General features: G+C 38.4%; 21 protein-coding genes and 3 tRNA genes. 10 read left to right on the forward strand and 14 right to left on the reverse strand.

Annotated features, from left to right (window positions below; genetic code table 11):
* Positions 1-393 precede the first annotated feature (393 nt).
* Both DFQ12_RS08075 and DFQ12_RS08080 read left to right on the forward strand, forming a co-directional pair.
* Positions 394-2,163, forward strand: coding sequence for a hypothetical protein (locus tag DFQ12_RS08075; protein WP_120258440.1), 1,770 nt, complete (start codon positions 394-396; stop codon positions 2,161-2,163).
* A gap of 260 nt (positions 2,164-2,423) precedes the next feature.
* Positions 2,424-3,134, forward strand: coding sequence for a DUF4397 domain-containing protein (locus tag DFQ12_RS08080; protein WP_120258441.1), 711 nt, complete (start codon positions 2,424-2,426; stop codon positions 3,132-3,134).
* 108 nt (positions 3,135-3,242) lie between these two features.
* On the opposite strand, the gene DFQ12_RS08085 is transcribed toward DFQ12_RS08080, so the two are convergent.
* On the reverse strand, positions 3,243-3,548 hold the full coding sequence (locus DFQ12_RS08085; protein WP_120258442.1) for an FtsB family cell division protein: 306 nt from the start codon (positions 3,546-3,548) through the stop codon (positions 3,243-3,245).
* A gap of 236 nt (positions 3,549-3,784) precedes the next feature.
* On the opposite strand from DFQ12_RS08085, the gene lpxB reads away from it, so the two are divergent.
* On the forward strand, positions 3,785-4,900 hold the full coding sequence (lpxB, locus tag DFQ12_RS08090) for a lipid-A-disaccharide synthase (RefSeq protein ID WP_120258443.1): 1,116 nt from the start codon (positions 3,785-3,787) through the stop codon (positions 4,898-4,900).
* A gap of 56 nt (positions 4,901-4,956) precedes the next feature.
* Positions 4,957-5,592, forward strand: coding sequence for a hypothetical protein (locus tag DFQ12_RS08095; protein ID WP_120258444.1), 636 nt, complete (start codon positions 4,957-4,959; stop codon positions 5,590-5,592).
* Positions 5,593-5,674: 82 nt separating this feature from the next.
* On the opposite strand, the gene DFQ12_RS08100 is transcribed toward DFQ12_RS08095, so the two are convergent.
* The 3 genes from DFQ12_RS08100 to DFQ12_RS08110 are packed head-to-tail and all read right to left on the reverse strand — an operon-like array spanning position 5,675 to position 8,755.
* Positions 5,675-6,754, reverse strand: coding sequence for a DUF3810 domain-containing protein (locus DFQ12_RS08100; RefSeq protein ID WP_120258445.1), 1,080 nt, complete (start codon positions 6,752-6,754; stop codon positions 5,675-5,677).
* A gap of 6 nt (positions 6,755-6,760) precedes the next feature.
* Positions 6,761-7,819, reverse strand: coding sequence for a nucleoid-associated protein (locus tag DFQ12_RS08105; RefSeq protein ID WP_120258446.1), 1,059 nt, complete (start codon positions 7,817-7,819; stop codon positions 6,761-6,763).
* A 9-nt stretch (positions 7,820-7,828) separates the two neighbouring features.
* Positions 7,829-8,755, reverse strand: coding sequence for a histone deacetylase family protein (locus DFQ12_RS08110; protein ID WP_120258447.1), 927 nt, complete (start codon positions 8,753-8,755; stop codon positions 7,829-7,831).
* Positions 8,756-8,929: 174 nt separating this feature from the next.
* On the opposite strand from DFQ12_RS08110, the gene DFQ12_RS08115 reads away from it, so the two are divergent.
* The 4 genes from DFQ12_RS08115 to DFQ12_RS08130 all read left to right on the forward strand — a co-directional run bounded on the left by DFQ12_RS08115 (position 8,930) and on the right by DFQ12_RS08130 (position 11,997).
* Positions 8,930-9,571 (forward strand): YceH family protein, encoded by a 642-nt coding sequence (locus DFQ12_RS08115; RefSeq protein WP_120259271.1) that lies wholly within the window; start codon positions 8,930-8,932, stop codon positions 9,569-9,571.
* A gap of 3 nt (positions 9,572-9,574) precedes the next feature.
* Complete coding sequence (locus tag DFQ12_RS08120) at positions 9,575-10,765, forward strand: MFS transporter (RefSeq protein WP_120258448.1); 1,191 nt, start codon at positions 9,575-9,577, stop codon at positions 10,763-10,765.
* 1 nt (position 10,766) lies between these two features.
* Entirely contained in the window at positions 10,767-11,654 is an 888-nt protein-coding gene (locus DFQ12_RS08125) for a DUF72 domain-containing protein (protein ID WP_120258449.1), read from the forward strand.
* Between the two features lie 103 nt (positions 11,655-11,757).
* Complete coding sequence (locus DFQ12_RS08130) at positions 11,758-11,997, forward strand: hypothetical protein (protein WP_147420354.1); 240 nt, start codon at positions 11,758-11,760, stop codon at positions 11,995-11,997.
* 98 nt (positions 11,998-12,095) lie between these two features.
* Here the strand turns inward: DFQ12_RS08130 and eno are convergent, their stop codons facing one another.
* The 4 genes from eno to DFQ12_RS08150 form a co-directional block, all read right to left on the reverse strand.
* The gene (eno, locus tag DFQ12_RS08135; RefSeq protein ID WP_120258451.1) at positions 12,096-13,391 is read right to left on the reverse strand and encodes a phosphopyruvate hydratase; all 1,296 of its coding nucleotides are present in this window, start codon (positions 13,389-13,391) and stop codon (positions 12,096-12,098) included.
* A gap of 212 nt (positions 13,392-13,603) precedes the next feature.
* Entirely contained in the window at positions 13,604-14,704 is a 1,101-nt protein-coding gene (gene carA / locus DFQ12_RS08140; protein WP_077435518.1) for a glutamine-hydrolyzing carbamoyl-phosphate synthase small subunit, read from the reverse strand.
* A 229-nt stretch (positions 14,705-14,933) separates the two neighbouring features.
* Positions 14,934-15,245: a DUF2752 domain-containing protein gene (locus DFQ12_RS08145; protein ID WP_120258452.1), complete on the reverse strand. Its 312-nt coding sequence runs from the start codon at positions 15,243-15,245 to the stop codon at positions 14,934-14,936.
* Entirely contained in the window at positions 15,245-15,598 is a 354-nt protein-coding gene (locus DFQ12_RS08150) for a TM2 domain-containing protein (RefSeq protein ID WP_120258453.1), read from the reverse strand. Before DFQ12_RS08150 ends, DFQ12_RS08145 begins: the two co-directional genes overlap by 1 nt.
* A gap of 17 nt (positions 15,599-15,615) precedes the next feature.
* Between DFQ12_RS08150 and DFQ12_RS27920 the strand changes: the two genes are divergently transcribed.
* Positions 15,616-15,858, forward strand: coding sequence for a hypothetical protein (locus DFQ12_RS27920; protein ID WP_147420355.1), 243 nt, complete (start codon positions 15,616-15,618; stop codon positions 15,856-15,858).
* 77 nt (positions 15,859-15,935) lie between these two features.
* On the opposite strand, the gene obgE is transcribed toward DFQ12_RS27920, so the two are convergent.
* The 5 genes from obgE to DFQ12_RS08175 form a co-directional block, all read right to left on the reverse strand.
* The gene (gene obgE / locus DFQ12_RS08155; RefSeq protein ID WP_120258454.1) at positions 15,936-16,934 is read right to left on the reverse strand and encodes a GTPase ObgE; all 999 of its coding nucleotides are present in this window, start codon (positions 16,932-16,934) and stop codon (positions 15,936-15,938) included.
* 38 nt (positions 16,935-16,972) lie between these two features.
* The gene (locus DFQ12_RS08160) at positions 16,973-17,542 is read right to left on the reverse strand and encodes an adenylate kinase (protein WP_120258455.1); all 570 of its coding nucleotides are present in this window, start codon (positions 17,540-17,542) and stop codon (positions 16,973-16,975) included.
* 74 nt (positions 17,543-17,616) lie between these two features.
* Positions 17,617-17,690: transfer RNA gene (locus DFQ12_RS08165), tRNA-Arg, on the reverse strand.
* A 172-nt stretch (positions 17,691-17,862) separates the two neighbouring features.
* Positions 17,863-17,936 (reverse strand) — tRNA-Arg (locus tag DFQ12_RS08170).
* A gap of 31 nt (positions 17,937-17,967) precedes the next feature.
* A tRNA-Arg gene (locus DFQ12_RS08175) sits at positions 17,968-18,041 on the reverse strand.
* Positions 18,042-18,227: 186 nt separating this feature from the next.
* On the opposite strand from DFQ12_RS08175, the gene DFQ12_RS08180 reads away from it, so the two are divergent.
* Positions 18,228-19,055, forward strand: a complete 828-nt coding sequence (locus DFQ12_RS08180; RefSeq protein WP_120258456.1) for an alpha/beta fold hydrolase — start codon at positions 18,228-18,230, stop codon at positions 19,053-19,055.
* A 116-nt stretch (positions 19,056-19,171) separates the two neighbouring features.
* Here DFQ12_RS08180 and DFQ12_RS08185 read toward each other — a convergent pair whose 3' ends face one another.
* Positions 19,172-19,507: a DUF3276 family protein gene (locus tag DFQ12_RS08185; RefSeq protein WP_104382695.1), complete on the reverse strand. Its 336-nt coding sequence runs from the start codon at positions 19,505-19,507 to the stop codon at positions 19,172-19,174.
* Positions 19,508-19,634: the final 127 nt, after the last annotated feature.

Consider the following 19,634-nt stretch of genomic DNA (forward strand, 5'->3'; position numbering starts at 1 on the left):
ATATAAAGGTTGATGGTATATTTTTGTTATTAAACCAACACCGCATTGTAGTATATACCTTAAATACGTTTTTATAGTAGATCCCAGAATTCTTTGTTTCGCTCTTTGCTTTTTTTGATAGGGTATCTTTCTTGGACAACAGGGTGAGGATAGGGAACTTCTGAATTTAGGGTATGCAAGGATAACCAAAGAAATAGTTGAAATGTGCATAATTATTTAATAATAAAAATAAGATAAAAAACAAATCATTAAAAGAAACAATATAAAAATAAAATCTACACATTTGTGTAGTATTAACATTAAAACACAAAACTTAATTTTAAACAAACAAAACATAGTTAAATCACAAAAAAATAAATCTGACAAAACATAAAAAAACAAATAACGTAATATATGAACAAATCCATTTTTATTCTGCCACTATCGGTATTCTTTTTGAACATATCCTGTAAAAAAGATATTCAAAATCAAACAGAGAACACTGTTAATACTGAGAGTTCTGCTGAAAAATCCAATCTACAAACCTTTTCAATAATCCTGTCCAAGGCAGTCAGCAAAAATAAACCCCTTAGAGATTTTATAAAGGCCGAAGCATTAAAACAGAAAGATAATGATTTTGATGTTATATATGAATTATGCAAAAATGAAAAAATAGCTGACAATAAAACATTCAGGGAGATTTTAATTGAAAATGAAACTTTCGAAGGAGCTATCACAAAAGTTGAAACAGAACTTCCTACAATAACAATCCTTGTCCCCACATTACCAAATGATAGCTTTACACCCTACAATTGGGCTACTGATAGCCAAATTCCGATGGTAGGGCATGTAAATAGAACAGATGTTGATATGTATTTAAATGGCGAAAAGGGTATGTCACTAAAGAACGGACAAGTCCCTGGATTCCCCACCTTAGTAGTGAAAAATAACGAAAGAATAAGAATGCGTGCCCCCGGGATAAAAGCATCTAGCAATTCATCGTTAAGTTCATCTCAACTCGAATTCGTCCATGAAGCTTATGATGGCATAAATAATCCGACTAAGCCCTATTCGGAAGCAAAAGCAGAATCAATTTCAAAATTAAACGCATCTGCAAACAGGCTTACAGCAAACTCGACAACTTACCAACGCTCATCTTACGACCCTTATTATTTTGAGTCGCCTCAAATCCATACCGATGCGTATAACAAATTTCTACCTCAAAATGGTGGTTGGCAAAGGGATTATATCTATTATAATTTGGACAATACTCCAAATGCAAAGGGTGGCTTAAATCAAACAATGACTGAGAGCATAATGGCAATAAAAATTAACCCGGGTGCATTGAAGATAATACAAGATGAAGGAGATCCGACTTACAATACAAATTTTGCGATCCATAGCAGTGAAAATATCTATTCCACTGCCAAAATGTGGACAGAAGGCAACTTTGACATTCAAATAGATATAGTTACCAGTGATGTTCAAGGGGGTGGATCAGCAACTTCACAGGTTCTGTCTATCCCAGCAATAGAACTCTTTGATGTTCAGTATACAACGCAAACTTATGGAAGACCTACATCCGGCGATTACACAACGGTTTATACTTTTAAGGAAGTTTTACCAAAATATTATTACTGTAACATTCCAATTAAGGAGTGGAATCTGCAACATATGGGGTACACTTGGAAAATTTCAGTTAGAGAAAACGATAAAGCGACAACTTACATGGATAGTGAAAAAGTTTCTACCAAATTTGCGACTAATTTTTCAATAGAACCTTCTACAGGGATATTGAACAAAATAGGCCTTAAATTTGGAGCTTCTGCTGAAAGGGTAGACGAAGTAACATCTACCGTTCAAAGAACACAAGAAAATGATTTTATAGGTGATGCTCTAGTTAATTTTGGCGACGCAGTACTAACTTCTGGGAACAAATTGGAAGATACTCAGATAAATTCATTTATAGTAGATCTTAAGACCAAGGCGAGAAGGGAATCTGCTACAAAATATGTAAATGCTGTTGACATAAATAGAAGAAATAGAACAGATCCACCTCCATTTTATTCAGCAGAGCAGAATGACATCAAAGCAACAGCTAAAAATGTATATTCATTATCTAACTTTAATAAAGTTTATAATAATAACTTTGAAATCGTAATGGTTCCGGTATACAAATATTAAAGAATTACAAATAAAACACATTGGCCAATAAGCATTATTTATCATGCTTATTGGCCAATGTGTTTTAATAACTCTCTATAATGTCAACTCTTAAATCTCAATGAATAGAATGATCTTTAAACTTGCTATACTAATAGCAATAAAACCATAATTTTATTATTTTTACAACTAACTGTAGCAAAGTGTAGGTCATCTCCGTATAATAGACAACACAAGCGCAATGTGTTTTACACAAAAAAAGATTTTAATATTACACGGTTATGAAAAACTATAGATTATTTAATTTTATTGCCATCGCAGTAGCGACATTCCTCCTATCCAGTTGCTTAAAAGATAATGACGACCAAAGAATCCCAGGTGCGTTATTTACAATGGTCAATGGATACACTGACGCCAATGCGGTTGTATATTATGCCGACGGAGGACCCTTACAAAGTCCATATTATCCCTTGGATTTTAAAAGCTATAGCCAAGTTGGCCTATTTACGGGGGCTAGAAAAATAGCGATATCATCAGAGTATAACAATGTTTTGGTTGATACTACAGTTACTATCAAAGACAGTACAATTTATACGTCATTTGTTTATGGAAACAAAACAAAAGCGGTTCAGGTTATCACAACGGATAAAGTCAATAAAGATATTAAGAACACAGAATCTGGTGTACGTTTCTTTAATTTTGCTGAAGGAACCGATCAGGTAACCCTTCAAATCGGTAGCCAGACTTCACCTACAGAATGGACCAACCGAGCAAAAGAAACACAAAATTCAGCGACTGCACACCAAGGTTTTATCGCGCAAAAAAGTGGAACCTTTACTGTTATTGCGAAAGATAAAGCCGGAAAAACCATCGCTACTCGCAAGGATATCAAATTGGTTGAGAATTATTACTATTCATTGATATTAATCGGCAAGATCAATGATGAGAAAAAACCACTATACCTTGGTTTGGTAGCGCAGGCCGCAAATTAGAATACCCCGTTTTCTATATACTGAAAAAGACCATCGCATTCATGTGATGGTCTTTCTTTATTTGGTACAAGCCATCTCTATAATGGGATAGCTCTTTTCCGTTAAAAACTAAGGGGTTTCTTTGGGCGCAACTTTAGAGACCACATAGATATCCTCATTATCTTTCTTCATCTTATACTTCTCTCTTGCGATACGTTGCACCTCCTGCGGATTGGATCGAATGTCGTTTATCGTTTTTATAATTGCTGCATTCTCCTTCAGATAAAAAGACCGTTCTGTCTCCAGGTTGGCTCTTTGCTTTTGATAACTGTATTGTGTAGCAAAATCATTTCGATCAAAAAACAACATCCACACTAAAAAAGCCAAAGTGGCTAATAAATACTTATTTCTTATTAAAGACCATAATCGTTGCATAGGACAAAAATACTATTTAGCTTTTATACTCCTGATATTTTCTTCCAAAGTTAATCATCTTTAATAAAGATATGGAATAATGTACTCAAATTCATCATATACTTAGAATAATCTTATCTTTAACAATTCGAAACAACATTAATATTCCGATGAAATATCCGTATTTGAAAAGCATAAATAGCCTTAAAAATAAAGTGGATATTCCATCTGGCCATTAAAGAATAAATCATTTACATATGAAATACTATCTCATTGCTGGCGAAACATCAGGTGACCTACATGGAGCCAATCTCATCAAAGCACTTAAAATAGAGGATCCGACGGCTACATTCAAAATCGTTGGTGGTGATCTAATGCAGGAAGCCACTGGAGAAAAAGCATTGATACACACTTCAGCGATGGCTTTTATGGGTTTTGTGGAAGTTTTGAAAAACCTGGGCAAAATAGCTAAAAATTTGAAAGCAGTTAAAAGTGATCTGTTGAACGAAAAACCTGATGCTGTTATACTTATAGACTTTCCAGGCTTCAATTTAAAAATTGCCGAATTTGCCAAAAAGCATGGTATCAAAACATGTTATTATATTTCACCAAAGGTCTGGGCGTGGAATCAGGGTCGTGTGAAAAAGATCAAAAAAATTGTCGACCATATGTTTTGTATTCTACCATTTGAAGTTGATTTCTACAAAAAATGGCGCATGCCGGTCGATTATGTGGGCAACCCGCTGCTCGATGCTATTTCAGCCTATTCTTTTAATCCGAAATTCAGGGATGAAAATGGTTTTACAGACAAACCACTTATTGCCTTATTGCCAGGCAGTAGAGAAATGGAGATTTCCAAACTTTTACCCATTATGGCCGAACTCCCCTATTTTTTTCCAGTACATCAGTTTGTCATCGCCGGTGCGCCGAATTTTGACGAATCTTATTACAAACAGTTCATGAGGGGTATCGACATTCCGGTCATTTTCAATCAAACATATGATATCCTAAACAATGCTGAAGCCGCAGTAGTCACCAGCGGTACCGCCACACTGGAAACAGGTATATTGAAAGTTCCGCAAGTTGTGGTATATAAAGCAAATGCAATATCGGTTTGGATCGCCAAATTAGTGGTTAAAGTAAAGTTTATTTCACTGGTAAACCTAATAAACAACTTTCTTTCTGTAAGAGAGTTAATTCAAGAAGATTGCACAGCATATGATATTTCCTATGAAGTGGGTGAATTGATCAACAACAAAGCGCATCGGGCAAGTGTATTAGAAAATTACGATATCCTCGCCGAAAAACTGGGCACACCGGGTGCCTCGGAGAAAACGGCTAAATTAATTGTAAAATATCTTAGTAAAAATTAAACTCTTTGGGCTTTCAATTGTCAAACTACTAATTAGTTACATATAATTAAAGCTTTATGAAATCGAAACTTATTTTAGGCTTTCTTTTTTGTGTCGCGTTTACCTTTGTTGGCAAAGCGCAAGAAACACAGCATTTTTCCAAGCTCGAAATTGGGAAAAAAGCCAAGAAAAATATTGACAGTAAAGACTCCACGGCAGTTATCCATATTGACACATTGATCATGAAGGATAACTCCACCTTGTCCTTTTACGGAAAGAAAAATGTAAAAATCACCATTGGTTACGCTGAGATCGGAAACAAAGCAACTTTCTATGGAACCGACGGAAAGAATAATGGTGCCAATTTTGATATTAACGTCAATTTTCAAAAATTGGGTTCACTGTATATTATCGCAAAAGGCGATGATGCTTTTAATGGAACCAAAACATTCCCCAATGGAAATGGTGGCAAAGTGAAAGTTACCCTGGCAACAGGAAGTATAAAACCGCAGGCGACAAATAAGAAGTCACCAAATTATATCTATGCCGATGTCGTAGCAGGCGGCAGAGCGGTCAATGCAAACACAGACTTGAGAAATATCTATGATCGGATCAAAACTGCACCGACAGGTCTTAGAGGTTTACCACAAGGGCAGATTTATTCCGGCAGTGCCGGTACAGAAGGTTCTTTTGAACTGATTTCTACCCAATAGGAAGACCGAAACAATATAACGCTAAAAAAGCATCAATTCTCACATTGATGCTTTTTTAGTGCTACGCGTTTTTATACTAACTTCAATGACAGCCTCTCTTTTTTAGTTCATAGGCTAACACCAATCTTGTCATCCGGTCATATCTCGCAATTCCCTCCTTCTGATTGTTATGTGTTAGGTATTGATTGTAAAACAATCCCATCAGATCGTTGATCCAACCGGTATAGTTGCTCCAAAATAAGCGTTCATCGGCTATATCCGCCAGCACCGGCTTGCTTAATCTTGTTTGATAATCCTTCGAAAGATCTGGATACATGCCCCGCAATTCTCCCAGCATATATAAAGTTGTTTGCAAATAAGCTGAATAGCGATAAAAGGATTGCGGATGATGCTGTAAGCGAACAAAAGCAATAAAATTAGCTTCATCCTCAAAACCTACCCCCTGTTGGTGGGCGAGCTCATGTATATAAGTAAACGGAAAAGATAAAGCTGGCATGGCATAATTTACCTGCGCTTCGTGTGTAAACGGATTGAAATAACCTGAAACACCGAAATACGAAACAACCACACTATTTAAAGGCGATTTGGCCTTCACCTGGCTTCTTGATAAAAAAGAAGAAAAAGTAGTATCCTTTTTTACCCAATTTGCCAAATCCGTCCGTATATCATCTTTCCGATCCGCCCACTGTGCCGGATTGACCTGTTCCCGCAAAGCATTTGTACTATCCAGGTATTCATCGAGTACCATGAGATAATCCGCAAGCTTCAGGCTATCAACCTGCAGGTGTGCATTCACACTGATCGGTTTCCGATAATAATTCAAACCCCAGGAGACATAAAAGAAGATATATAGCCCAAGCAATAGATTTACGATAGATAAAAAGGTTCGGCAAGCATCCGACCATTTTTTACCCCAGACCTTGCGTATAAGATTAACTAGCCAATAGAGCAGAAAAATAATCGTGAAAGCGTAAAAAATATCTCCTATGCTAATGGGAATGTAACCAAAAATATACTTCGGGATATGGCCATAAAATCGATAAAATCCCTGTGCATAAAATTCCTCTATCCATAGACTATTGCTTTCGATCAATGATAAAACGAATAGCAGGCCAATAAATGATCCAAAAATAAAAACAGCTATTTTATCGCGCTTTGTCATAAATTATTAGCTTTCGTTTTCGAAATAGACCTTATAATAGTTCATACCTTTATCTTCATCAAATCCCTTCTCAAGGTATTCCCGTTTTCCATGCACATAGATATGAAAGTTCTTATCCAATTTTAATACAGACTTGTAGGATGATTCCATCTTTTTGACGGCTTTATCCGCTATTTCAAAACTTGACTGGAAGGGTGAATCAAATTCATTTTCAAAACCAGCTTTATAATCCTGGAACATGGCTATCGCCTGGGGATTTCCCAATACTTCCTCTTCAAATTCCTCCTGAACGAAAGTTTCCTTTTCCTTAAAGTAGTTCATTGATTTATTCATCAAATCAATCTTATCGGCCTTCTCCAGTTCAAACGTTTCATCGAGTTTCTCCTGAACAAAATTCTTATAGACTTTTAAGTAGTTGCCTGTCTGATTGAAATTGTCATTACGCACACGCAGTTTTAGGAACTCGTCTTTCCAATACACCGCTTCCTGCTGTCTATTGGTCTGATCCAGTACAAGCACCTTATACCCTTCCTCTTCCTCCACATTGATGATAATACATCCTTTGTCCAACTTGTTGATGTTGATTGCCTCCTGCTCATATTCCAAGGTGAAAGCCCCTTGTTCAGGATATACCTTTAGGTAAGTCTCTTTGTTTTCTGACTTGAATATACCAATAGCATCGTGTTCCTCGCCTTCAATCTGCACATTTTTTAGCGCCACCACATACACCTCTCCTGCTTTAATCTTAGGGTGGCTGGACACCTCATACAGATGCTTCGAAATCTGCTGGGAAAAATCGTGAAAAGGCAATTGTTCCTTAAAGTATTGGCGCACAAAATAAAATACTTCATTCAGATCCAGTTCTTCATTAGGATGATATAGACGATATACTTCGTTCACTTTTGCAAAGGGGCTCATAAAGTACTGCATCAAAAGTCCAGGTAATACTTCATCGCCTTCAAAAGATACTGGGGCGTCAGACAGGATATAAAATTCGTCCTGTGCTTTGTTTCCTACACGATGTATGGATAATGCTTCAAAAGTTGCGTCTTGGTGAAAAAACATATTCTTATTTTATAAATTATATAAATCTATTGCTATTTTAAATGTTTGGCAATGTGCATTGACAATATCTTTGATCTGCGGAGAATAACCGCCCCCCATACTTACCTGAACAGGAATGTGCTGCTGATGGCACAGTCCCAATACAAGTTCATCCCTTCGCGCACAGGTCGCTGGACTTAAATTCAATTTACCCAGTTTATCAGTCCCCAGTATATCTACACCTGCCTGGTAAAAAACAAAGTCAGGGCGGATACGTACAAATAAATCCACTAGATTGTCTTTCAAAATTTCCAGATATTCTTTATCTGTTATATTTTCAGCAAGACCGATATCCAAGTGAGAACGCTGCTTGATAAAGGGATAATTCTTTTCCCCATGCATCGAAAAGGTAAACACTTGTTGATGTCCTTCAAAGATATGCGCTGTTCCATTCCCCTGATGCACATCGAGATCAATGATGAGGATTCGATTTGCAAGTTTCTGTTGTAATAGATAACCCGCAGCGGTCGCTTGGTCGTTCATCAGGCAGAAGCCTTCACCAAAATCATAACCCGCGTGATGCGTTCCACCTGCAATCGTGAAAGCTATACCATATTTCAAGGCATAACCTGCAGCCAGAACAGTTCCATCCAAAATATAGCGTTCGCGGTCGACCAAGCTTTTACTCAAGGGGAATCCGATCCTACGCACCATTTTTGCATCTAAGGTCAAATCAAACAGTTTTGTCACATAAACCGGATCATGTACCAAACAACAGGTTTCAAAACTGGCCAGCTCGGGCCTGAAAAAATTAGCTTCATTGGCCAATCCTTCATGCTTCAACTGCAGGGGGATCAACTCGTACTTTAACATCGGAAAACGATGTCCTTCCTTGACGGGATGGATAAATTCGGGATGAAAAGCTATCTTGAGCACTTTAAATCTTATTTTATTCATGCGAAGATAAGAAAAACTAAAGCAATCCTATTTTATCCAACAATATCAATCCGATATTTTGGAGTTGTATCGGAAAAAGGGCATCTTTGGGTAAGAACAAATCCTCAAGTTGATGTCGGACGCCGTTTGACATTAAACTTATATTCGATCATAAATAGATACATTAAAAATAACATGGAAACGACTAATTTGCCTCAATTGTCTGCAATGGAGCAGCGTGTCCTGGGTTCCCTGATTGAAAAATCAAAGGTGACCCCCGAATATTATCCCATGACGGTCAACAGCTTACAGGCTGCATGTAATCAAAAAACTTCACGTAAACCTGTTGTTCAATACAGCGAAGAGGACATCGTCAATACGCTAGATATCCTAAAAAAGAGAGGGTTGATTTCAACCGTTATCGGTGGTGGATCCAGGGTAACCAAGTATAAGCACAATTTTGCCATACAGTTTCCCCTTGTACCATCCGAACTGACTATTATTTGCCTATTACTTCTGCGTGGACCAATGACAGCCGGTGAAATCAATTCAAATGCCGGAAGATTATACGAATTTGACTCCTTAGGTGAAATTAATGAACAATTGGAGAAACTTGCTCAGGAGGGCTATCTGAAATCTCTTCCTAAACAAGCCGGACACAAAGAGGTACGTTATATCCACCTGTTGGGTGAAATAAATATGGAAGCTTTTGAAAATAGCAGCAGTGCAGCAAGCGGGGCAGCAGATCCGGCGCTTTTGGAACGTATCGGACAACTCGAACAGGAAGTCGCTGAATTAAAACAGAAGTTTCAAGAATTGTGGGACGAACTACATTAATCGATGACGAATACAACTGATTCCAAAACAGAATTATCCCAAGCCACCTTATGGCTGATGACCATTGCCACAGGTCTGGTTGTCGCCAATAATTATTATAATCAGCCATTATTGGGGCTGATTGCTAAAGACCTGCGTGTTAGCGAAGCCACAGTGAGCAATTCGGCCATGTTAACACAAATTGGTTATGCCTGTGGGCTTTTATTGATTGTTCCCTTGGGCGATATGTTTAAGAGAAAGAAAATGATCTTAATTGATTTTATATTCATTATTCTCTCTTTGGCCGGAATGGCACTTTCCCAGTCTATCACAGCCATCCTCATCTTTAGTTTTTTGATCGGCTTTACATCCGTGATTCCACAAGTTTTTGTACCCATGGCGGCAGAGCTTGCCCCAAAAGGGAAACAGGCAGCTGCAATAGGTATGGTCATGTCAGGATTATTGATCGGTATTCTATTATCACGCGTAGTTAGCGGATTTGTCGGTTCCTACTTTGGCTGGCGCGAAATGTATTGGATCGCTACGGTGATCATGGTCATCACAGCAATGGCTATCGCCATCAAATTACCCGAAGTTAGCCCTAATTTTAAGGGTACTTATAAAGAATTGATGCTTTCGGTGTGGAACTTTGCCAAGAAACAACCTGTCCTGCAATTGGCGGCATTTCGTGGTGCGATGGGATTTGGGGCGTTTTCTGCCTTCTTTACAACCCTCGTTTTCCATATCGAAGGGCCACCATTTTTTGACGGGCCAGCTACCGCTGGTGCATTTGGCCTTGTGGGCGCCTGCGGTGCCCTTGCAGCTGCTTTTGTCAACCGAATGACCGTATACATGGGTACCGCGAAAATTATCCGCTACGCGATATTATTGATGGTCTTTAGCTGGCTGCTTTTTGCGCTATTCGGTCATTATTACTGGGGACTAATCATTGGGGTGATCCTCATTGACCTTGGATTACAGTCGATGCACATCCTAAATCAGAGTGATTTCTACGCGCTCAATCTTGGCGCGAACAATCGTCTGAACACCGTTTATATGGTCAGCTATTTTATCGGCGGTTCAACAGGCACCTTTTTTGCGGCACAAGCATGGCAGCATTTCCAATGGCCGGGGGTTATTGCAGTTGGAACAACATACACCCTATCGGCATTGCTCGCACACTTATTATTTGATCATAAACTAAGAAAAAACTAATATGAAATTTGGCCAAGTAGATCATCCAGAAGAAGTGGACTTCACACTACCTTCTACGTCTCAGGAGACTTTAACCCTCCTACAACATTTCAAAAATAAAGAACCTTTTGAAGTATATGTCGGCTGTGCAAAATGGAACAAACAGGATTTAAAGGGTTTTTATCCCAGAGGAACAAAGGACGAGCTTGTTTACTATGCCAATCAGTTTAACAGCATTGAACTGAATGCCACGTTCTATAATTCACCGAGCCTGGAGCAGGTAGAAACCTGGAAAAAGAAAACTCCGGCAGATTTTAAATTCTTTCCAAAAGTTCCCCAGTCTATCAGTCATTTTAGCCGATTGCTTAACGCAACGGATAAAGTCAAGTTGTTTACAGATGCTGTGGTTCGATTTGATGAAAAATTAGGCATGGTCTTTCTACAAATGCACGACAACTACAGCCCAAAGGATATGGCGCGGTTAAAATTATTCTTGCACGACTGGCCAAAAGATGTTCCCTTAGCATTGGAAGTTCGAAATAAGGACTGGTTCTCAAAAGCCGAAGTAACGAATGAACTCTACAGCTTATTGGAGGAGACCGGTGTGACCAATGTATTGGTGGATACGGCAGGCAGAAGAGATATGTTGCATATGCGTCTGACTACGCCTGTCGCCTTTATCCGTTATGTCGGTGCCAACCATGCATCGGATTATGCACGTCTGGATAATTGGATAGAAGTATTAAAACTCTGGCGAGATAATGGATTACAGAAACTGTATTTTTTCATCCATCAGAATGTTGAAATTGAATCCCCCTTACTAGCAACCCACTTTATTAAGAAAATGAATGAAACATTTGATTTGAATCTTAAATATCCAAATAAAGCAACAGGTAATACCTTATTTTAATTCATATAAATCTATGACAAAAATATTTATAGCATTTTCATTTATCCTAGTGGTCTTCTTCTCATGTAGTGTCCAGCAAGCCATAATGAAAACCGATTCAAACATGAAAAAGATACAACTAGGCATGAGTAAAGAAGAAGTGATCAATACCATGGGGAAGCAATATAGAATCGCTGGTGCAGACCGCCTGAATGATAACTCGATAATGGAATTGATAACCTATGAAAATGCATACAATGAAGAGTATCAGCTATGGTTCAAAAATGAGGTACTCATGAAATGGAACAGAATATATAAATACAATCATGATCATGATCGAAGTAGAAGGGATACCATCCGTTAAACTGTAATTCTTATGCTCTTTCCATGATAAAACTATGCTAAAAAAATAAGGCCTAATCTGTAGATTAGGCCTTATTTTTTTAGCATAATAGGGTAAACCTATTTTTTTGCATATTTAAAGTTTTTGCCGATGAAGCGAGCATTACCACCTAATTCTTCTTCGATACGCAACAACTGATTGTATTTAGCCATACGGTCAGAACGAGAAGCTGAACCTGTTTTGATTTGACCACAGTTCAACGCAACCGCCAAGTCAGCGATCGTCGCATCTTCTGTTTCACCTGAACGGTGAGACATTACTGAAGTGTAACCAGAATTTTGCGCTAAAGTCACTGCATTGATTGTTTCAGTCAATGAACCGATTTGGTTTACTTTGACTAAAATAGAATTTGCAGTATGGGTATCGATACCTTGTTGAAGACGTTTTGTATTTGTTACGAAAAGATCATCACCTACCAATTGAATGTGATCGCCAATTTTGTCAGTCAATGTTTTCCAGCCAGCCCAGTCATCTTCAGCCATACCATCTTCGATAGAGATAATAGGGTATTTCGCTGTTAATTCAGCTAAATAGCTTGCTTGTTCTTCGCTAGAACGCACTGCACCTTTATCACCTTCAAATTTAGCATAATCATATTTGCCATCTTTGTAGAATTCAGAAGAAGCACAATCTAATGCTAAACAGATGTCTTGACCTGGTTTGTAACCAGCGATTTCAATTGCTTTCAATACTGTCTCGATTGCATCTTCAGTTCCGTCAAATGTTGGTGCAAATCCACCTTCATCACCTACTGCAGTAGAAAGACCTCTATCGTGTAAGATTTTTTTCAATGTATGGAATACTTCTGTTCCCCAACGTAATGCTTCAGAAAAAGAAGGAGCACCTACAGGCATGATCATAAACTCTTGGAATGCGATAGGCGCATCGGAGTGAGATCCACCGTTGATGATGTTCATCATTGGAATAGGCAACGTATTCGCATTAACACCGCCAATATAACGGTATAAAGGTTGACGTGACTCTTGTGCAGCTGCTTTTGCTACCGCCAAAGAAACACCAAGGATAGCGTTTGCACCTAAATTACCTTTATTTTCACTACCGTCTAAATCAATCATGATTTTATCGATGGCATTTTGCTCGAAAACATCTACGCCTTCCAAAGCTTTCGCTATTTTGGTATTTACATTTTCAACAGCTTTCAAAACACCTTTACCTAAGTATTTTGACTTGTCGCCATCACGCAATTCTACTGCTTCGTGAACACCTGTTGAAGCACCTGAAGGAACAGCTGCACGACCAACAAAACCATTTTGTGTAGTAACATCTACTTCGATTGTAGGGTTACCGCGCGAATCCAAAATTTGACGCGCATGAACATCGATAATTAAACTCATCTCTTTATTAGACTATAATTTATTTTCATTACTTAGTGTAAATAAGACACACTCTTATCTACAGACATTTTTCACAACCAAATATAACAAAAAATGTATTTAATCCGTCATTTATTGTGAATAAAATATGACCAATCTGAATAATTGGTTCTGCAAATAGCATAAAAAACCCTCCACGATAGGGAGGGTTTTTTATGCTATGCTATGTTTGCTTAGTTTTTGATCATTGCAACGAAATCATCAAACAGGTAACGTGAATCGTGTGGACCTGGGGATGATTCAGGGTGATATTGAACTGAGAACGCTTTTTGCCCTTTGATACGGATCCCTTCGATAGATTGGTCGTTCAAATTGACGTGCGTTATCTCCACATTTTCCGAATTTTGGATATCTTCAGCTACAACACCAAAACCATGGTTTTGTGAAGTAATTTCACAACGGTTAGCGATAATATTTTTGACTGGGTGATTGATACCACGGTGTCCGTTATGCAATTTGCTTGTGCGGATGCCATTAGCTAGCGCTAAAATCTGATGACCTAAACAGATCCCAAACATTGGCTTGTTTGCATTCAAAATAGATTTTACGGTTTCGATAGCGTAATCCATTGGTGCAGGATCACCGGGGCCATTAGAAATAAAGTAACCATCAGGATTCCATTTTTCCATTTCCTCAAATGTTGTCTTAGCCGGGAAAACCTTTGTATAAACGTCACGGGCCTCAAAGTTGCGCAGGATATTTTTCTTGATACCCAAATCCAATACTGCAACACGTAAAGATGCATTTTCATTTCCAAAGAAATAAGGCTCAGTAGTTGTTACCTTAGAAGACAATTCAAGACCATCCATCGAAGGAACTTTTGCCAACTGGCTCTTTAACTCTTCAACGTCTAGCGTTTCCGAAGAAATGATTGCATTCATGGCTCCTTTATCACGGATATGTCTTACCAATGAACGTGTATCCACATCGGAAATACCCACCAAATTTCCTTCTTCAAAATAGCTTTGAATAGACTCATCAGCCATTTTACGGCTATAGTTGATGTTGTAGTTTTTACAAACCAAGCCCGCAATCTGAATTTGATTTGATTCGGTGTCATCCTCATCAATACCATAGTTACCAATATGTGCATTGGTTGTGACCATGATTTGTCCAAAATAAGATGGATCTGTAAAAATCTCTTGATAACCGGTTGTTCCTGTATTGAAACAGATTTCACCAGTAGTCGTACCAATTTTACCAGCGGCTTTACCGTGATAAACTGTACCATCTTCTAAAACTAAAATTGCAGGCAATTTGCTGTAGTTGGTCATTATCGATGTAATATTATAAAATGTGTATCTCTTCTGTTCTGAATCCTAAAGCCTTCCCTATTGGATATAAAAAAAGCCCTCAAATGGGCTAAAATATTAATTAACAATGCATTACCACGATTGACAAACCGTTTCCTAAGGCACCTACCAATAAAGACTCTACTTTAATTTTCACGGGAGACAAAGTTACGACATATCAGTTAAAAGTGAAAAACATTTTTCAATTATTTTACATGGAGCCTGTTTGCCTATGTATAAATCGATGAAAGTCTCTTAAAATCAAAAAGATCAATACAGGAACAAGTCCAAAAATCATTGGATTTGCAGACCAGGCATCCTCCCATTTCATCTGTAACAAGGCGATAAAAGCAGTTGTCATTCCGCAACCGGGACATTCATATCCGGTAATTGCCTTCCAGAGACAAGGAATGAGGATATGAATATCCGACAGCATATACAATGCGATAGCAGTGCCAAAATACCCTATGACAATGGTGTAAATCCAGTGCACTCGCAGGTATTTCAGCACAAGCCAAGCCATTAATTATTGTTTACCGGACTTTTGATGTATTGACCATCTTTATCCTTGTATTTCCCAACAATGATCATGATCAGATCTATAAGCGACCAGATCCCACATCCACCCAGAGTAACCAACTGGAGAACCGCTGTTCCGATCTGTCCCAAATAGAAACGATGTCCACCGAAGGGGCCAAGAAACAAACAAAATAATAAAGCGGGCAACCAGCGATCATCCTGTATACTGCGATTCTGCTGGAAAGGTTGGTTCGCGTAGAATATAGGTTGTTTCGCGCCACAGAGAGGACAGACCTCAGCTTTGACATTAATTACCTGACCACATTCCACACAATATTTTTCGTCTTCTGTTTTCATTTTAGATTAATTTGTCAATGAAATTAGCAAAAAACTCTGAAAAAATATATTTTTTTCACGATACCACAGTCAACACAGAAAAGCCATTACAATATATCAAAGAGTACAGCAACGTAAACTGCCCCTCTATTCTCTCATGGTCTACAATAACACTCCCAATGGGAGACTTTCCAAATTCAACTTCAATTCACATGCTTTGCAACGGGGCTACAACAGGATACCTGGGGAAGAGCGAAAAGTTCAATGAGGTTGACACTTAAGTCGGAAAATAATATCAAAAGTGATATCAAAAAAAAACGCTTCATAAATGAAGCGTTTTTATATATTTTGCTAGCTATTAAGAGTTTATTGCTTTCCAGATCATATCTTTCAATGGCAGAATATTTTTACCACTGACGGATGAGATGAAAATATGCGGAAGCCCCTCAGGAAGCTGCTGTTCCATTTCCTTCTCAAGTTCATCATCAAGCATATCAGACTTTGTAATCGCCAATAACTTGGGTTTATCTGCTAATTCGGGATTATATGCTGTCAATTCATTCAGTAAAATACCATACTCTTCTGCTATGGTGCGGTCTGTATCAGCAGGCACCATAAATAACAATACTGAATTGCGTTCAATGTGTCTTAAGAAACGATAACCAAGCCCCTTCCCTTCCGAAGCACCCTCAATGATCCCCGGAATATCGGCCATCACAAACGAGCGGTTATCGCGATAACTCACCATACCGAGATTAGGCACCAATGTGGTAAATGGATAATTGGCAATTTCAGGTTTTGCGGCTGAGACTACGGACAACAAGGTTGATTTACCTGCATTCGGAAAACCTACCAGACCAACGTCTGCTAGTACCTTAAGCTCGAGAATCATCCATTGCTCTTTGCCTGGCATCCCTGGTTGCGAAAATCGAGGGGTTTGTTTCGTAGGCGACTTAAAATGCCAGTTACCTAAACCACCCTTTCCTCCTGGAACCAGGATCTTGGTCTCACCATCTTCGGTAATATCAAACAACACCTCTCCAGTCTCTGCGTCCTTGGCAATGGTACCCAGTGGCACCTCCAATATTTCATCATGACCAGTGGCACCTGTCCGTAGCGAACTACCACCTGATTCACCATTGGAAGCGATGATATGCTTACGGTACTTCAAATGAAGTAATGTCCAAATATTAGTCGTTCCTTTCAGGATAATATGTCCTCCACGACCGCCATCACCACCATCAGGTCCTCCTGTAGCTGTGTGCTTGTCACGATGCAAATGAGCCGAACCTGCCCCACCATGTCCCGAACGACAACACACTTTCACATAATCAACAAAATTCGATCCTTGCGCCATTTACAATGTATTACAGTCTAAAAAAGTATTTATTTCAATTAATAATTATCGATAATATCCGTTAGGTTTTTAAAGATTGTATCGATATCACCGATCCCATCTACCTTGGATAATTTACCTTGCGCTTCGTAATAAGGTAACACATGAATTGTTTTTGTAAAATACTCATCAATGCGTTTTACCAATTTATCAGCATCGTCATCTGAACGGCCAGAGATCTCTCTACGTTTAGCGATACGCGCTTTCAGTTCGTCTTCATTTACATCTAGTGCGATTACAACTGAGATTGACGTGTTGACACCTTCCAAAAAAGCATCCAATGCCTCAGCTTGGGCAACGGTACGCGGAAATCCGTCAAAAATAAATCCTTTTGCTTCAGGATTCTTTTTCACTTCCTCTTCCAGCATTGCTATCGTAATCGAATCTGGCACTAAATTTCCCTCAGCAATAATCTGGCTTACTTGTTGACCAAGTGGCGTTTGACCTTTAATATGTGCTCTAAAAATATCACCAGTTGAAATATGAATCAATTGATATTTTTCAATAAGCTTTGCAGATTGAGTTCCCTTACCTGCACCCGGAGGGCCAAATATTACAAGGTTTAGCATAGTTTTATTTAAGAAATTAAAACGAGTTAAAAAATAAAAGCCTAATCACAGATGATGACTAGGCTTTTCAGTCGTGCGCTCCAAGGGAGTCGAACCCCTAACCTTCTGATCCGTAGTCAGATGCTCTATCCAATTGAGCTAGGAGCGCAGTAAACCATTACGTTTAGAACTCTGTCCCATTTGTTTTGGTGACGCAAATATAGTCAGAATTCATTTTTTTACAAACTTTTTTTCAAAAAGAAGTTTCCATCCCCCTCAACACTCTACGCTTACTTCACCTTCTTTTATAAAAAAAGCCAATCTTCGAGATTGGCTTTTTGTGCACTCCAAGGGAGTCGAACCCCTAACCTTCTGATCCGTAGTCAGACGCTCTATCCAATTGAGCTAGGAATGCCTCTTTTTAATAATACAGGGACTGTATATTGTGCGCGCCAAGGGAGTCGAACCCCTAACCTTCTGATTCGTAGTCAGATGCTCTATCCAATTGAGCTAGGTGCGCTGGGCAACCAAAACAAATCCGTATCCTTTTCCGTTTTGGTGATGCAAATATCGTTATATTTATCGATTTAACAAACATTTTTTCTCTTTTTTTAACTTTATGAAACAACATTTCGTTTATCTCGTTGATAATATTATATTTAAAATATCAACTTTTTTTTTCAGACACTGACAAATGTTATTATTCATGAGCAAAAGAGAATTAAAACTCAGCAAAATCCGCATTGGAGATATCAGCATCTCCTATTATATCCGTCCCAGTACAACATACCCTGCCCCTAAAACCGTGTTATTTATTCATGGGTTTCCTTTCAATAAGAACACCTGGAAACAACAATTGTTACATCTTGACGAGGAATACACTGGGATTGCCCTGGATGTCAGAGGGCATGGACTCAGTACAAATGGACATGGTTTCTTTTCTGTCGATGTGTTTGCAAAAGATCTTGTTGAATTTATCCGGAAATTGGATCTCAATCATGTTGTGCTCTGCGGTATCTCCATGGGTGGCTATATCGCCTTGCGCACCTATGAACTGATCGGTCAGCAGCTCGCCGGATTGATTTTATGTGACACCAACTCCCTTGCGGATGACAATAAAGGCAAACAAAAACGATTTGATTCCATACAAGCATTGCTTAAATATGGTCGAAGACCATTTGCCATCGGCTTTACGGAAAATGTGTTTTATGAAAAAACAATCCGGGAAAACCCTGAGGCCGTCGAACTCATCAAGAGCTGTATCCGCAGAAATGAGCTTTCCAGTATATGCGCAACCCAGCTTGCCTTGGCTTCCCGTACAGATACTACACATTCCTTGAAAACGATTATTATCCCTACATTGGTCATTAAAGGTAAACATGATAAATTGATGAGCGAAGAGCAGACCAGCATTCTTATCGAAAATATCCCTGATGTTAGGTTTATGGAGTTTGAAGAATCCGGGCATCTACCCAATCTTGAAGAACCCGAAAAGTTCAATAGGGTATTGAATGAATTTTTAGCCAGTATATAAAGACCGCGTTACAGTGAAGCGATCATAAAAATAAGAACTAAGGAAAGTCCGAATATAAAAAAAGCCACGCGAGTGGCTTTATTTCTTTTTTTCATTGAGATTTCATCCTGGATACGTTAGAACGAAAAATCATCTTTTGAACGACTATCGGCTTCTTCAGCGTACGCATCGTCAAAGTTAGGCTCATAACGTTTTTCGATTACTTCCTGGTTAGACTTAATGTAATTTACAACATCTGTCAAACCCTCCGCAAACTTCTCAAAATCTTCTTTGTATAAGAAAATCTTATGCTTAATAAACTGGCCATCCTCAAAGCGCTTCTTGCTTTCTGTGATAGTAATGTAGTAATCGTTCGATCGAGTTGCTTTTACATCAAAAAAATAAGTTCGCTTACCTGCTCTCACCTTTTTTGAAAAAACCTCTTCACGCTCTTTGTTTTCAAAATCTCCCATTGGTTGTTATTTAAGTTTAAAGTAATCTTAATCTTTGATAAATATATAATAATTCATTTTAATACACCAAATAATATTAAAAAAAAAGACAATAAACCGTAAAAATGGCATATTCATTCCATCGATA

This window comes from Sphingobacterium detergens, from assembly GCF_003610355.1.
GTDB classification, from domain to species: domain Bacteria; phylum Bacteroidota; class Bacteroidia; order Sphingobacteriales; family Sphingobacteriaceae; genus Sphingobacterium; species Sphingobacterium detergens.